Source organism: Flavobacterium cyclinae (genome assembly GCF_021172145.1).
GTDB classification, from domain to species: domain Bacteria; phylum Bacteroidota; class Bacteroidia; order Flavobacteriales; family Flavobacteriaceae; genus Flavobacterium; species Flavobacterium cyclinae.
Genome location: NZ_CP089095.1, coordinates 2164786 through 2182005, shown reverse-complemented (window position 1 = coordinate 2182005; position 17220 = coordinate 2164786). Strand labels below are relative to the sequence as shown.

The following is a 17220-nucleotide window of genomic DNA, read 5'->3' as shown; positions in this document are numbered from 1 at the left end:
AAATAAAAAAGTAAATTATGTTATTGTTTTGTTAATTTTTTTTGTATTATTGTTAATAAAAATGTAAAACAAACGAATTACTTATGAAAAAAATTTTTTCTTTTATTATTGTTTTATTGACTATTCAATTAGCTCAAGCACAGAAAGGAATTGATGGAGATTTTAATTTGCCTCCAGGTGTAGTATTGTCAAAAAAAGGTGTTGAGCTAAATGACCTTTCCTATAAATTGTCAGATGAAAATTATATTAATAATCCTGTTTCAAATAATTTTTTGAGAAAATTTTCTGACGAAGAATTGTCTGAAATGGAGTTGAAAAAAGGAGATGATTATTACTATTATAAAATTGCCAATGAATACTTTATTTCATTGTCAGATAAAGTTAAAAAAATATATACTTATGAAGAGTTATGGTATATATATATGTTTGATCAAAATTTAAAAAGAAAATTAACTACAATTCAATAGTTGTATATTGATATATATAAAGTTAAAATTATGAATAAAAATTACTCCCTACTTTGGATTTTTATATTTTTTTCTTGTAATGTGTTTTCTCAAACATATACAATGAATAATGGTGCAAATGGAACAATTTCTACTTGTTCAGGTACTTTTGTTGATGATGGTGGAGGTGGAAATTATGCTAATAATCAAAACAGTACTATTACTTTTTGTCCTTCTACTCCCGGAGATCTTATAAGAGTTGTTTTTACAACATTTGATACAGAAGGAGCTGCAGGTACTTGTACTGATTATTTAGATATTTGGTATGGTAATGCTGTTGGAGCAGTTGGTACAAACGATGATAGATTGTGTGGTGCATTAGGTGCTGCAACTTTTATTTCAACTAGCCCTGATGGTTGTATTTCATTTCAGTTTATTTCAAATAATACGATAAGAAGAGCAGGATGGTCGGCAACGATTTCTTGTGTAACACCTTGTGTTACTCCTATTGCAGCTTTGACAGATACATCTCCATTTAATATTTGTCCTTCAAGTGCTACTAATCCGGGTTCTTTATCGGTTAATTTTGATGCAAGTCCATCAACAGCACCTGGAGGTTTTTCTATTTCTACTTACGAATGGTCTTGGGGGGATGGTACTAGTACTACAACAGCTACTCCGACAACTTCTCATACTTTTCCAGGTCCTGGGATTTATTCCGTAAACTTATCAGTTAGAAATAATAATACAGATATTGATCCATTAGGATGTCAAAGTACAAATGCTGTTACTAGAATTGTTAGGGTGCTACCACCGCCCGACTTTACAGGTTCATCCCTCACAACTTTTAATGTAAATTGTGGTGATTCTGTAAATTTAAACGGATTGGTTACTTCACAAACTATGTCTACTAATCCACTTTCGGTCTCGGGAAGTCCTATTACATTACCCGATGGAAGTGGTGTAAATTATAACACAACGCTTGATTTTTCTGGATTATTCCCGGCAGGAGCTACTGTTACACCAGGTTGTTATCCAACAATAACTTTTGATTTAGAGCATACTTATTCTGGAGATTTAGAGATAACCTTGATTTCTCCTACAGGTCAGAGCGTCATGATTTATGATCAACATGGAGGAGGTACAAATTTTGGTGTTTGTGCAAATCCTGCCGATGATGGTGTTGCTGGATGTCCTGCAACTTATACCGTTGTTAACTCTGGAGGTGTCAATTGGACAGCTGCTGGAGTAACTACACCTGCACCAGCAAATGGGACATGTTCTTATGTTGGAGCCTGTGAAACTGGGGATAATTACATATCTCAAACATATAATTCTACTAATCCATTTTCTTCATTAGATGGTGCAGATTTAAATGGAGTTTGGACACTAAGAGTAAGAGATAATATTACATTTGACGATGGTACTATAACTGGATGGTCTCTAGCATTCCCAGGTTCTTGTTATGCTAACGCAGAATCTGTGACACCAGATATTGCAACATTAACTTGGAGTACTAGTGGTGCTGGACCAGCGGTACCTGCACAATCAACAACTTCAACAGTAGTTGTTGATCCAGGACCGGGAGGATGTCCTGTACCAGGAACATGTTTAGGTAATCAATTAACAAATAATGTTTCTGTTGGTCCATTTTTATCTTCAGGAACTTTTACTTATACATTAACAGCGGTTGATGAATTTGGGTGTAGTTATGTTAGAAATGTTGATGTTAATGTTGCTGCAGTTTGTCCTACTACTACTATCTCTTACACTGGATCACCATTTTGTTCAACTTCTACACCAGTTAGTGTAAATTTAACAGGAACAGGATCATATACCTCTGGTGTTTTTAGTGCACCAGTCGGTTTAACAATAAATACAACAACAGGTGAAATCACACCTGCAACTAGTACTCCAGGAACATATACTATTACGTATACAATAGCTCCTAATTCTTGTTGTGCCGTACCTACCGTTGCTACTACTTCAGTGACAATTAGTGATAGTCCTGTTTTAAGTACTTTAACATCAAATTCTCCAATTTGTTCAGGTAATAATGCAGTATTTAATATTACTGGTACGCCAAATGCTACAGTTAGTTATAATATAGATGGAGGGGCTACACAAACCGTGCCTATAAATGCAGGAGGAACTGCAACAGTTACAGTTCCTGCTGTTACTGCAAATACTACATTTAATGCTTTAAGCATTGCTGCTGCAGGTACTCCAGTTACAGGTAATGCATTGTCTGCTACTGGAGGTGTTGTTCCAGCTAATGCAACAGGTGCTATTTCAGCTTTAGGAGCTGTAGCAAATGGAACTAACTGTGCATATATTGATAATACAAATACTACACTTAACATTACTTTACAGCATTTAGTACCAGCTGGTACTGTTATAACTATTAGTATTGCAAGAGATACTAACGCCGGAAGTGTTACAATTTCAGATGGTACTGCTAATATCGGCGCATTCAGTGCTGCACCAAATGATTTTTTACAAAGAATTACCGTTACAACTACTGTTGCAACTAATACAATTATTATTACAAGAGTTGGGGGAATTACTTGGGTTGATGGCGTTCAATATAATTTTGTACCACCTGGCTGTACTTCAACTATATCCAATACCGCTACTGTTGTCGTAACACCATTAAATACAATAGCATCAGGTACCAATCAAACGGTTTGTATCAATAGTGCTATTACGAATATTAGTTTAGCTACAACTGGAGCTACTGGCGCAACATTTACTGGATTACCAGCAGGAGTTACAGGTTCGTGGTCAGCAGATGTGGTAACGATAAGTGGAACTCCAACAGTTTCTGGTGTATTCAATTACACTGTAACAACAACCGGCGGATGTCCACCAGCGACAACAAGTGGAACAATTATAGTAACACCGTTAAATACAATAGCATCAGGTACCAATCAAACGGTTTGTATAAATAATGCCATTACGAATATTAGTTTAGCTACAACTGGAGCTACTGGTGCAACATTTACTGGATTACCAGCAGGAGTTACAGGTTCATGGTCAGCAGATGTGGTAACGATAAGTGGAACTCCAACAGTTTCAGGTGTATTCAATTACACTGTAACAACTACAGGCGGATGTCCACCAGCAACAGCAACAGGAACTATAACAGTAACGCCATTAAATACAATAGCATCAGGTACCAATCAAACGGTTTGTATCAATAGTGCTATTACGAATATTAGTTTAGCTACTACTGGAGCTACTGGTGCAACATTTACTGGATTACCAGCAGGAGTTACAGGTTCGTGGTCAGCAGATGTGGTAACGATAAGTGGAACTCCAACAGTTTCTGGTGTATTCAATTACACTGTAACAACAACAGGCGGATGTCCACCAGCGACAACAAGTGGAACAATTACAGTAACACCGTTAAATACAATAGCATCAGGTACCAATCAAACGGTTTGTATCAATAGTGCTATTACGAATATTAGTTTAGCTACTACTGGAGCTACTGGTGCAACATTTACTGGATTACCAGCAGGAGTTACAGGTTCGTGGTCAGCAGATGTGGTAACGATAAGTGGAACTCCAACAGTTTCAGGTGTGTTCAATTACACCGTAACAACTACAGGCGGATGTCCACCAGCGACAACAAGTGGAACTATTACAGTAACACCATTAAATACAATAGCATCAGGTACCAATCAAACGGTTTGTATCAATAGTGCTATTACGAATATTAGTTTAGCAACAACCGGAGCTACTGGTGCAACATTTACTGGATTACCAGCAGGAGTTACAGGTTCATGGTCAGCAGATGTGGTAACGATAAGTGGAACTCCAACAGTTTCAGGTGTATTCAATTACACTGTAACAACAACAGGCGGATGTCCACCAGCGACAACAAGTGGAACAATCACTGTTACACCATTAAATACAATAGCATCAGGTACCAATCAAACGGTTTGTATCAATAATGCCATTACGAATATTAGCTTAGCAACAACCGGAGCTACTGGCGCAACATTTACTGGATTACCAGCAGGAGTTACAGGTTCATGGTCAGCAGATGTGGTAACGATAAGTGGAACCCCAACAGTTTCAGGTGTATTCAATTACACCATAACAACTACAGGCGGATGTCCACCAGCAACAGCAACAGGAACAATTACTGTAAATCCAACTACACCACCTGTAACTGATTTTTCTTATAGTACACCAGTGTGTATAAATGGTACAAATCCTATGCCTATACCTGTGGCAGGATTTACAACAGGAGGTGTTTACAGTTCTACAGTTGGATTAGCAATTAATAGTTCAACTGGAGAAATAGATTTAGCTTCAAGCTCACCTGGAACTTATACGGTTAGTTATTTCTTTGCTGCTACTTCATGTGGGTCAGCAGGTACAAGTACTTTTGATATTACGATTGCGCCATTAAATACAATAGCATCAGGTACCAATCAAACGGTTTGTATCAATAGTGCTATTACTAATATTAGTTTAGCCACAACTGGAGCTACTGGCGCAACATTTACTGGATTACCAGCAGGAGTTACAGGTTCATGGTCAGCAGATGTGGTAACGATAAGTGGAACTCCAACAGTTTCAGGCGTATTCAATTACACTGTAACAACAACCGGCGGATGTCCACCAGCGACAACAAGTGGAACAATCACTGTAACACCATTAAATACAATAGCATCAGGTACCAATCAAACGGTTTGTATCAATAGTGCTATTACGAATATTAGTTTAGCTACAACCGGAGCTACTGGCGCAACATTTACTGGATTACCAGCAGGAGTTACAGGTACATGGTCAGCAGATGTGGTAACGATAAGTGGCACTCCAACAGTTTCAGGCGTATTCAATTACACTGTAACAACAACCGGCGGATGTCCACCAGCGACAACAAGTGGAACAATTACAGTAACACCGTTAAATACAATAGCATCAGGTACCAATCAAACGGTTTGTATCAATAGTGCCATTACGAATATTAGTTTAGCTACAACTGGAGCTACTGGTGCAACATTTACTGGATTACCAGCAGGAGTTACAGGTTCGTGGTCAGCAGATGTGGTAACGATAAGTGGAACTCCAACAGTTTCAGGTGTGTTCAATTACACCGTAACAACTACAGGCGGATGTCCACCAGCGACAACAAGTGGAACAATTACAGTAACGCCATTAAATACAATAGCATCAGGTACCAATCAAACGGTTTGTATCAATAATGCCATTACGAATATTAGTTTAGCTACAACTGGAGCTACTGGTGCAACATTTACTGGATTACCAGCAGGAGTTACAGGTTCATGGTCAGCAGATGTGGTAACGATAAGTGGAACCCCAACGGTTTCAGGCGTATTCAATTACACTGTAACAACAACCGGCGGATGTCCACCAGCGACAACAAGTGGAACAATTACAGTAACACCGTTAAATACAATAGCATCAGGTACCAATCAAACGGTTTGTATCAATAGTGCCATTACGAATATTAGTTTAGCTACAACCGGAGCTACTGGCGCAACATTTACTGGATTACCAGCAGGAGTTACGGGTTCATGGTCAGCAGATGTGGTAACGATAAGTGGAACTCCAACAGTTTCAGGTGTATTCAATTACACTGTAACAACTACAGGTGGATGTCCACCAGCAACAGCTACAGGAACTATAACAGTAACACCATTAAATACAATAGACGCTGGAACTAGTGAGACTGTATGTCAATTTACTGCCATTACGAATATTAGTTTAGCCACAACTGGAGCTACTGGTGCAACATTTACTGGATTACCATCAGGAGTTACAGGTTCATGGTCAGCAGATGTGGTAACGATAAGTGGAACTCCAACAGTTTCAGGCGTATTCAATTACACCGTAACAACTACAGGCGGATGTCCACCAGCGACAACAAGTGGAACATTAACAGTTAATCCTTTGCCAATTCCAATTACTGATTTTTCTTACAATACACCTGTGTGTATAAATGGCACAAATCCTATGCCTATACCTGTGGCAGGATTTACAACAGGAGGTGTTTACAGTTCTACAGTTGGATTAGCAATTAATAGTTCAACAGGAGAAATAGATTTAGCTTCAAGCTCACCTGGAACTTACACGGTTAGTTATTTCTTTGCTGCTACTTCATGTGGAGCAGCAGGTACAAGTACTTTTGATATTACAATTTCTCCTCAAAATACAATAGCATCAGGTACCAATCAAACGGTTTGTATCAATAGTGCTATTACTAATATTAGTTTAGCCACAACTGGAGCTACTGGCGCAACATTTACTGGATTACCAGCAGGAGTTACAGGTTCGTGGTCAGCAGATGTGGTAACGATAAGTGGAACTCCAACAGTTTCAGGCGTATTCAATTACACTGTAACAACAACCGGCGGATGTCCACCAGCGACAACAAGTGGAACAATTACAGTAACGCCATTAAATACAATAGCATCAGGTACCAATCAAACGGTTTGTATCAATAGTGCTATTACGAATATTAGTTTAGCCACAACTGGAGCTACTGGCGCAACATTTACTGGATTACCAGCAGGAGTTACAGGTTCATGGTCAGCAGATGTGGTAACGATAAGTGGAACTCCAACTGTTTCAGGTGTATTCAATTACACTGTAACAACAACCGGCGGATGTCCACCAGCGACAACAAGTGGAACAATTACAGTAACACCGTTAAATACAATAGCATCAGGTACCAATCAAACGGTTTGTATCAATAGTGCCATTACGAATATTAGTTTAGCTACAACTGGAGCTACTGGTGCAACATTTACTGGATTACCAGCAGGAGTTACAGGTTCGTGGTCAGCAGATGTGGTAACGATAAGTGGAACTCCAACAGTTTCAGGTGTGTTCAATTACACCGTAACAACTACAGGCGGATGTCCACCAGCGACAACAAGTGGAACAATTACAGTAACGCCATTAAATACAATAGCATCAGGTACCAATCAAACGGTTTGTATCAATAGTGCTATTACGAATATTAGTTTAGCTACTACTGGAGCTACTGGTGCAACATTTACTGGATTACCAGCAGGAGTTACAGGTTCGTGGTCAGCAGATGTGGTAACGATAAGTGGAACTCCAACAGTTTCAGGTGTATTTAATTACACTGTAACAACAACCGGCGGATGTCCACCAGCGACAACAAGTGGAACAATTACAGTAACACCGTTAAATACAATAGCATCAGGTACCAATCAAACGGTTTGTATAAATAATGCCATTACGAATATTAGTTTAGCTACAACTGGAGCTACTGGTGCAACATTTACTGGATTACCAGCAGGAGTTACAGGTTCATGGTCAGCAGATGTGGTAACGATAAGTGGAACTCCAACGGTTTCAGGTGTATTCAATTACACTGTAACAACAACCGGCGGATGTCCACCAGCGACAACAAGTGGAACAATTACAGTAACACCGTTAAATACAATAGCATCAGGTACCAATCAAACGGTTTGTATCAATAGTGCCATTACGAATATTAGTTTAGCTACAACCGGAGCTACTGGTGCAACATTTACTGGATTACCAGCAGGAGTTACAGGTTCGTGGTCAGCAGATGTGGTAACGATAAGTGGAACTCCAACAGTTTCAGGTGTATTCAATTACACTGTAACAACAACAGGCGGATGTCCACCAGCGACAACAAGTGGAACAATCACTGTTACACCATTAAATACAATAGCATCAGGTACCAATCAAACGGTTTGTATCAATAATGCCATTACGAATATTAGTTTAGCTACAACTGGAGCTACTGGTGCAACATTTACTGGATTACCAGCAGGAGTTACAGGTTCATGGTCAGCAGATGTGGTAACGATAAGTGGAACTCCAACAGTTTCAGGCGTATTCAATTACACAGTAACAACTACAGGCGGATGTCCACCAGCGACAACAAGTGGAACTATTACAGTAGATGTACCTAATACGGCTACAATTTCATATCCATTACCGCTTTATTGTGTTGCTGAAGATCCGGTAGCAGTAACAATTTTAGGAACAGGTAGTTTTACAGGAGGACAGTTTAGTGCAGTTCCAGCGGGATTAGCTATTAATGCTAATTCTGGATTAATTACGCCAAATGCAAGTACACCTGGAACTTATCAAGTTAATTATTTGGTGCCAAGTAACGGAGCTTGTTCTTCATTTTTAGTTTCAACTACAATTACTATAGTGCCAAGACCTAGTATAACGAATATTGCATTCAGTTCAAATATTTGTGATGGAAGTAGTACAGACATAGTTTTAAGTAGTAATTTTCCTGGTATTACAACATATACTTGGAGTGCAACAGTATCGAATATAACAGGTTCATATGTAACAAGTGGAACAGAAGCTGATATTAATCAGATTGCGACATTGAACAATCCAGAAACTATAGGAACTATAACTATGACTATAATTCCAAATGCAAATGGATGTGATGGTACGCCAAGAACAATAGAAATAACAGTTAATCCAAATCCGGTAATTGAGAGTGTAAGCGTATCGGATACTGCGGTTTGTTCAGGATCAAATATTCATGTAGATGTTGTAGGGAACATTAGTGGAATAACTTACACATGGACAGCTATAACAAGTGGAGTAAATATAGTAGGAGGGACTACTTCAGGAACAATTGCGGCAACTTCAACAACTACAGGTTTTGATTTACAAGTGGTTACTAGTAACCCATTAGTAGCAGGAACTATTTATTTTGAAGTAAGTTCGGTTCGAAATGGATGTACAGGAAATACACTTTCAAGTGGTGTTGTAACGGTTAATCCAAATCCAGGATTACCAATTCCGTCACCAGTTAAAACCATTTGTAGTGAAGAGGGAACAGATTTAATAGTAGATGTTTCACCACTTATTGCAGGTACAGAGTTAACATGGGAAGTATTAACAGTAGTTAATGTATCTGGAGCAACACCAGGAACAGGAGTAGCACCAGTTACGATAAATGATATTTTAACTACTACTACAAATACTCAAGGATATGTTATTTACCGAGTGAGATCGAATTTAGGAGATTGTCAAGGAGGATATACAGATTATAGAGTTAATGTAAACCCTTCACCACGACCAGTATTAGCAGATGGTAATATTTGTATCACGGCATCAGGAGAAGTATATCAGACATATACATTGAATACGGGCTTGAATGATGTGGATTATGATTTTGAGTGGTTTGATACAAATGGAGATATTATACCAGGAGCAACTAATGCAACATTGGTAGTTGATGAAGCAGGAACTTATAGTGTAATAGCAACGAATTGGTCAACAGGATGTTCATCAGATCCAATGTTGTCAACCGCTACAGCAACAGTTACGGCTACAACTCCAGCAACATCAATGGCAATAGTTCAAAGTGAGTATTTTAGTGATAATGCTACTATTACAGTTACAGTACCAGATGGTTCAGGAAGTATAATGTATGCATTAGATGAAGGTTCGTTCCAATCATCAAATGTGTTTACAGGAGTAAGTGCAGGGGAACATACGGTAACAGTTATAGATACCGAAGGCTGTACATATATGACACAAACAGTATTGATAATTGATTACCCAACATATTTTACACCAAATGGAGATGGAATCAATGACACATGGAATATCATTGGCTTAAATCAAGCGGATGCTAAATTGTACATTTTTGATCGATATGGTAAACTATTAAAACAATTAAGTACAACAAACTCAAGTGATGGTTGGGATGGTACTTACAACCAAGAAGAATTACCATCTACGGACTATTGGTTTACATTAGATTACACAGAAAATGGAGTTGCTAAACAATTTAAAGCTCATTTCTCTTTGATTAGATAATAACCAAATATTTATAAATAAAAAAGAGAGCTCTATAATTAGAGCTCTCTTTTTTTAGTATACTTTTATTACTTATTGTTATATTTAGAAATTGCCTCTTTTAATATTTGTACAGATTTTATTAAGTCATCTTTCTTTAAAACATAAGCAATTCTAACTTCGTCTAATCCAACATTCGGTGTAGAATAAAATCCGGCAGCAGGAGCAACCATTACAGTTTCACCATTTAAATCATAAGATTCCAATAACCATTGAGCAAAATTATCTGCATTATCAATTGGTAATTTTGCAATACAATAAAAAGCACCTTTAGGAGAAGCAACAATTACACCATCAATTTTATTTAATTCAGAAATTAGTGTGTCTCTACGATCCTTATATTCTGAAATAACATCATCAAAATAACTTTGTGGAGTTTCTAAAGCTGCTTCACTTGCAATCTGAGCATAAGTAGGAGGACTTAATCTAGCTTGTGCAAATTTCATAGCAGTTGCCATTACTTCTTTATTTTTAGAAACAATACAGCCAATACGAGCACCACACATACTATAACGTTTAGAAACAGAATCAATCATAATAGCATGTTCTTCAAGTCCAGGAACATTCATCACAGAAAAATGTTGATCACCATCATAAATGAATTCACGATAAACTTCATCGGCGATTAGGAACAAATCATGTTTTTTAACAATTTCCGCAAGCTTTAAAATTTCTTCTTGCGAGTATAAATATCCTGTTGGATTTCCAGGATTACAAATTAAAATAGCTTTTGTTCTAGGAGTAATTAATTTTTCAAATGCTTCAATAGGAGGTAATGCAAAACCAGTTTCAATACCAGAAATAACAGGAACTACATTTACACCAGAAGCAGTTGAAAAACCATTGTAATTTGCATAAAATGGTTCTGGTATAATAATTTCATCACCCGAGTCCATTGTACTTCCCATTGCAAAAAGTAAAGCTTCAGAACCTCCGGTAGTAATTATAATGTCTTGAGTTTCTATTGGTAAACCATGATTTTTATAATATTGTGAAAGCTTAGTTCTATAGCTTTCAAAACCAGCAGAATGACTATATTCAAGTACTGAAATATCTGCTTTCTTAACAGCCTCAATAGCTACTTCTGGAGTTTTAATATCAGGCTGACCTATATTCAAGTGATATACTTTGTGACCTTTTTTCTTAGCAATTTCAGCATACGGAACCAATTTTCTAATTGGAGATTCTGGCATTTGTTGCCCTTTTATTGAAACTTTTGGCATGATATATTTTTTAAAGTTGTGCAAAATTGCAATTTTTTTTTGTTTTTATAATGAAACAACTAATTAAAAAATGTTAAATCAAAATAATAAATTGTTGTTTTTTGTATCTTAGAAAAAAAAATCAATGCTAAAAATAATTGTATTTCGAATTCTTATTATTAGTACAACAATTTCATTTGGACAAAATGTATCATCATGGAATTCCAAAAGAGATAAAATTAAAATTCCATTTGAACTTTCTCATAATTTAATTATTGTAGATGTTGTTTTTAATGGAGTAAATTTAAAGATGATTGCAGATACAGGCGCTTCTAAAAGTATTGTTTTTAGCTTACCAAATAATGAGTCAATGGTTTTAAAAGAAACAAATTTGATTACAATTACCGGTGCTGGAATTAGTGAAAAAGTAGAAGGATACTTATCTAAAAATAACACATTAGAAGTAGGAAAATATCGAGATAGTAATTTTGAAGCAATTTTTGTTTTTGATCGCGATATAAGTTTGGTCAATAGACTTGGAATTCCAATTAATGGAATATTAGGAAGTTCTTTTTTTAAAGATTATTTGATTGAATTAGATTACCAAAGAATGAATATTATTTTACATAAATCAAATAAGTTGAAAAAAATAGATAGTTATGCTGTTTCTAAAATTGAGATTAATAATGACAGGCCTTATATTTATTTAAATACTATAATCGATAAAGATGAAATAAACTTAAAACTTTTATATGATACTGGATTGAGTGATGGTTTATGGTTGTTTGAAAATGATAGTTTAAAATGTAATTCCTATTATTTTGAAGATTATCTAGGAAAAGGGCTCTCGGGAGATATTTATGGAAAAAAATCTAGAGTTAAAGAAGTGAAACTAGAAGGGAATTTACTCAGTAATGTGTTAGTTTCCTATCCAGAAAAATCTTTTTTTGATATTAGTATTCCTATGCAAAATAGAAATGGATTTTTAGGAGGCGAAGTAATCAAAAGATTCAATTGGATTTTAGATTATGAAAATCAAAAAGTATATTTTAAAAAGAATTCACTTTTTAATAAACCATTTGAATATAATATGGCTGGAATTGAAGTGCAACATAGCGGATTCCAATTTGTCAAAGAAAAAGTACAAAATGCATTTTCAACAAATGTAATTAGCTTTGAAAAAAACACTACCCAAGATACGTATTCCGATTATTTTAAATATGAATTAAAACCTAATTTTGAAATTTATTCTATTAGAAAAAATTCACCTGCTGCACTAGCCGGATTAGAAGTTGGAGATATTATTTTGAGAATCAATAATTATACCTCCCATAATTTGTCAATTCAAAGGATTGTTGATTTATTTCATTCTAAAGAAGGGAAACAAATCACCATTCAAGTAAGCAGAAAAGGAGTAGTTAAAACGTTTAAATTTAATTTAGAAAAAATACTATAAAAAAAGGCTTCAAAAAAAAAGATACTTTTTTGAAGCCAGATTTAATTATTTAATTCTTTATGAATTTGGAAACGTCTTCTTTTTTACTAGCGGACTAACTTCTTCCTTTACAATTACAGTACCTTTAATACGTAAAGGAATCATTCCATTAGGTTTATTAATGGCATTACTTTCAATTGTAATGGTTTTGCTAATAGGTCCCGGATTCATGTTGTATTGCACTTTAATTTGTCCTTTTCCTCCTGGAGCAATTGGATCTTTTGGCCATTCTGGAACCGTACAACCACAACTCGATTTTGCGTTTTTAATAACTAACGGTTCATCACCAGTATTCGTGAACTCAAATACTCGAATTCCATCATCTTTTCCTTTTTCTACTTCGCCATAATTTATGGTTTCCTCTTTAAATTCAATCTTAGCGCCTGATTGAGCAAAAGAAGATATTCCAATTAATACAGTTAAATAAACAAGTAATTTTTTCATCATCATATCAATTAATAGGTTGTTGTAAAATTAATTAAATATAAGCAACCAACAAACTACTCCTAACATTTTTTTTATTTTCGTGATATAGTTACTTTTGCAGCTAGTAATACAAAAAATATACCAAAGTTTTAGTTTAGGTGTTTTTAGAAGCGAATGGTTTAGGATTTACTAGCTATCCATTTTCCCGCTGTCCGCTCTATCCGCTAAAAGCGGGATGCCGCTCCCATCGGGGCTAGAAAGTTAACTTTAGGATTTTTTGTAATCGTTGTTTCATTAAGTTTAAACAACAAACCATTAACAATAAACAATAAACGATATAATGATTCCTGCACAATTCAACGCTAAAGAAGTAGAACAAAAGTGGTACGACTACTGGATGAAAAACGATTATTTTACATCTAAACCCGACCACAGAACGCCGTACACCATTGTAATTCCGCCACCAAACGTAACCGGAGTCTTACACATGGGACACATGTTGAATAACACCATTCAAGATGTATTAATTCGTCGTGCGCGTTTAAAAGGGTTTAACGCTTGTTGGGTGCCAGGAACGGATCATGCTTCAATTGCAACCGAAGCGAAAGTAGTAGCCAAGTTAAAAGAAGAAGGCATCAATAAAAACGATTTAACACGCGAAGAATTCCTTAAACACGCTTGGGATTGGACCGAAAAATACGGTGGAACCATCTTAGAGCAATTAAAACAATTGGGTTGCTCTTGCGATTGGAGTCGTACTAAATTTACGATGGATGACGATATGTCAGCATCTGTAATTCACTCATTTGTAGATTTATACAACAAAGGTTTGATTTATCGCGGTTATCGAATGGTAAACTGGGATCCAGAAGCAAAAACTACGTTATCTGACGAAGAAGTAATCTTTGAAGAACGTCAAGGAAAATTATATTTCATCAAATACAAAATCGAAGGTTCAGAAGATTTCTTAACGGTTGCAACTACTCGTCCAGAAACGATTTTTGGGGATACTGCTATTTGTATCAATCCAAATGATGAACGTTTTTCGCATTTAAAAGGGAAAAAAGCTATTGTTCCAATTTGTGGTAGAGTAGTACCAATCATCGAAGACGAATATGTAGATGTAGAATTCGGTACGGGCTGTTTAAAAGTAACGCCTGCTCATGATACCAACGATAAAGTGTTAGGTGATAAACACAATTTGGAAATCATCGATATTTTCAATGAAGATGCGTCTTTGAATTCATACGGATTGCATTATCAAGGAAAAGATAGATTTGTAGTTCGTGAAGAAATTGCTAAAGAATTAGAAACTATCGGAGCTTTAGCAAAAACTGAAACGCATTTAAATAAAGTTGGAACTTCTGAAAGAACGAAAGCGGTAATCGAACCAAGATTATCCGACCAATGGTTCTTAAAAATGGAAGATTTAGTAAAACCTGCTATCAAAGCCGTTTTAGAATCAGACGAAATCAAATTATATCCAAGTCGTTTCAATAATACGTATGCGCATTGGTTAAACAACATTCGCGATTGGAATATTTCGCGTCAATTGTGGTGGGGACAACAAATCCCGGCTTACTATTTTGGTGACGGAAAAGAAGATTTCGTTGTAGCTGAAAACATCGAAAAAGCGCTTGAGCTTGCGAAAGCAAAAACTGGCAACTCAACACTGACCACTGCTGAATTACGTCAGGACGCTGACGCATTGGACACTTGGTTCTCTTCATGGTTATGGCCAATGGCGGTTTTTGGAGGTGTATTAAATCCAGAAAGTGAAGATTTTAAATATTATTATCCTTCGAATGATTTAGTTACGGGACCCGATATTTTATTCTTCTGGGTAGCGCGTATGATTATTGCAGGTTACGAATATTCAGGTGAAAAACCATTTTCAAACGTATATTTAACGGGATTAGTGCGCGACAAACAAGGTCGTAAAATGTCGAAATCTTTAGGAAATTCGCCTGAACCACTTGGACTAATTGAAAAATTTGGTGCTGATGGAGTTCGTGTGGGATTGTTATTAAGTGCTTCGGCAGGAAATGATATTTTGTTCGACGAGGAATTATGCAACCAAGGAAAAGGTTTCTCTAATAAAATTTGGAATGCATTCAAACTAATCAAAGGTTGGGAAGTAGCCGATATTGCACAACCAGAAGCATCAAAAGTAGCGATTGAATGGTACGAAGCGAAGTTGCAACAAACCTTAGCCGAAATCGAAGATAATTTTGATAAATACAGATTATCAGACGCTTTAATGGCGATTTACAAATTGGTTTGGGATGATTTTTGTTCGTGGTTCTTAGAAATGATAAAGCCTGGTTACCAACAACCAATTGACCGCACTACATTTGAAAAAGCAATTGAAATGTTAGAAAACAACTTGAAATTGTTACATCCGTTCATGCCGTTTTTAACAGAGGAAATTTGGCAACACATTACCGAAAGAACGCCAGAACAAGCGTTAATCGTTTCAGAATGGCCAAAAGCGAAAGCGTTTGACGCAAAATTAATTGCTGATTTTGATTTCGCAACGGAAGTTATTTCTGGAATTAGAACGATTCGTAAAGACAAGAATCTGCCATTTAAAGATGCTATAGATTTAAAAGTAGTGAACAACGAAAAAGCCTCAACATATTTTGATTCAGTAATTCAGAAGTTAGGAAATGTTGCTACTTTAGAATATGTTTCAGATAAAGTAGATGGTGCATTATCGTACCGTGTGAAATCGAATGAATATTTTATTCCAATTACTGGAAACATCGATGTAGAAGCAGAAATTGCAAAATTAACCGAAGAGTTAAACTACACCAAAGGATTCTTACGCTCGGTGCAAGGTAAACTTTCGAATGAAAAATTCGTAGCCGGCGCACCCGAACAAGTAATTGCTAACGAACGCAAAAAAGAAGCCGACGCTTTAGCAAAAATTGCAACTTTAGAACAGAGTTTAGCGAGTTTGAAATAGATTGCAAACCTGTCAGGTTTTAAATAATGAATCCCGAGTGTGAGCTCGGGATTTTTTGTTTTTTTGTGTTCACGAGCATGACGCTCGCGCTCGCGGGAAAACTTTCAATTTCCATTTCAAATTTTTACCAATTAGATTATTGTCATTTTTTTTTCGATCATTAACTCAAAAGCTTTATTGAAAATTAGAACACCTTCATTCCAAGAATATTTCAGCTTTTCAGGTCTTTTAATGTAATTAATAAACTTTCTGCCATCATGAAAAACTTCCTTGTCTAAGTCTGAAATGTTAAGACTGTTAATAATATCAACAAAGTTTATTTCCTTATTTATCAATCTTTTATCGTTAGAATGCATTCTTAGCGAAAGTTCAAAAAGCGCGGCTTTTTCAAATACTTCATCAGTAAGATCAATATCATTTATCACTCCAAACTCATACCTTGCCCTCTTAAAAAAATCCTTGAGTGATTCTCCGACTTTATTTAAGGCTATAAGAGTAGCCTCGTTTTCTTCAATGATGACACTTGTGCTAACTGCTCCATTATCGTTTGATACGATAAAGTCAATAGGTTTTCCTATTAAATTGAAAAACTGCAAATAATTTCCATGTCGAATTGCTGCAAACTCTTCTTTGAATTTGGATGTGTCCAGTTTATTCTTCTGGACTTTATACATATAACCAACTACAACTTCGATCAAGAGTTTCATTTTATTGCCACTAACTTATTTATATGCGAAACTATCGGACTAGTATCTTGCCATATTTTCAAGATAGGTGAAAGTTGCATATATTCTATTCCTCAAA

At 36.0% G+C, this 17220-nt stretch carries 7 protein-coding genes; 4 read left to right on the top strand and 3 right to left on the bottom strand.

Annotation, left to right across the window (positions count from 1 at the left end):
* The first annotated feature begins 83 nt into the window (after positions 1-83).
* A complete protein-coding gene (locus LOS86_RS10195) occupies positions 84-467 on the top strand; it encodes a hypothetical protein (RefSeq protein WP_231842000.1) in 384 nt (127 codons plus the stop codon).
* A gap of 30 nt (positions 468-497) precedes the next feature.
* A complete protein-coding gene (locus LOS86_RS10190) occupies positions 498-10286 on the top strand; it encodes a T9SS type B sorting domain-containing protein (RefSeq protein WP_231841999.1) in 9789 nt (3262 codons plus the stop codon).
* Between the two features lie 68 nt (positions 10287-10354).
* Here LOS86_RS10190 and LOS86_RS10185 read toward each other — a convergent pair whose 3' ends face one another.
* A complete protein-coding gene (locus tag LOS86_RS10185) occupies positions 10355-11548 on the bottom strand; it encodes a pyridoxal phosphate-dependent aminotransferase (RefSeq protein ID WP_231841998.1) in 1194 nt (397 codons plus the stop codon).
* 124 nt (positions 11549-11672) lie between these two features.
* Between LOS86_RS10185 and LOS86_RS10180 the strand changes: the two genes are divergently transcribed.
* Positions 11673-12983: a retropepsin-like aspartic protease gene (locus LOS86_RS10180; protein ID WP_231841997.1), complete on the top strand. Its 1311-nt coding sequence runs from the start codon at positions 11673-11675 to the stop codon at positions 12981-12983.
* A gap of 57 nt (positions 12984-13040) precedes the next feature.
* Here the strand turns inward: LOS86_RS10180 and LOS86_RS10175 are convergent, their stop codons facing one another.
* A complete protein-coding gene (locus LOS86_RS10175; protein ID WP_231841996.1) occupies positions 13041-13466 on the bottom strand; it encodes a DUF1573 domain-containing protein in 426 nt (141 codons plus the stop codon).
* 319 nt (positions 13467-13785) lie between these two features.
* On the opposite strand from LOS86_RS10175, the gene LOS86_RS10170 reads away from it, so the two are divergent.
* Positions 13786-16416 (top strand): valine--tRNA ligase, encoded by a 2631-nt coding sequence (locus LOS86_RS10170; RefSeq protein ID WP_231843929.1) that lies wholly within the window; start codon positions 13786-13788, stop codon positions 16414-16416.
* A 131-nt stretch (positions 16417-16547) separates the two neighbouring features.
* Here LOS86_RS10170 and LOS86_RS10165 read toward each other — a convergent pair whose 3' ends face one another.
* Positions 16548-17123 (bottom strand): hypothetical protein, encoded by a 576-nt coding sequence (locus tag LOS86_RS10165; protein WP_231841995.1) that lies wholly within the window; start codon positions 17121-17123, stop codon positions 16548-16550.
* Positions 17124-17220: the final 97 nt, after the last annotated feature.

Bases quoted from the DNA above. Each gene is read 5' to 3' on its own strand.
- LOS86_RS10165 (WP_231841995.1), bottom strand. From the start codon at position 17,123: ATGAAACTCTTGATCGAAGTTGTAGTTGGTTATATGTATAAAGTCCAG.
- LOS86_RS10180 (WP_231841997.1), top strand. From the start codon at position 11,673: ATGCTAAAAATAATTGTATTTCGAATTCTTATTATTAGTACAACAATT.
- LOS86_RS10195 (WP_231842000.1), top strand. From the start codon at position 84: ATGAAAAAAATTTTTTCTTTTATTATTGTTTTATTGACTATTCAATTA.
- LOS86_RS10190 (WP_231841999.1), top strand. From the start codon at position 498: ATGAATAAAAATTACTCCCTACTTTGGATTTTTATATTTTTTTCTTGT.
- LOS86_RS10175 (WP_231841996.1), bottom strand. From the start codon at position 13,466: ATGAAAAAATTACTTGTTTATTTAACTGTATTAATTGGAATATCTTCT.
- LOS86_RS10185 (WP_231841998.1), bottom strand. From the start codon at position 11,548: ATGCCAAAAGTTTCAATAAAAGGGCAACAAATGCCAGAATCTCCAATT.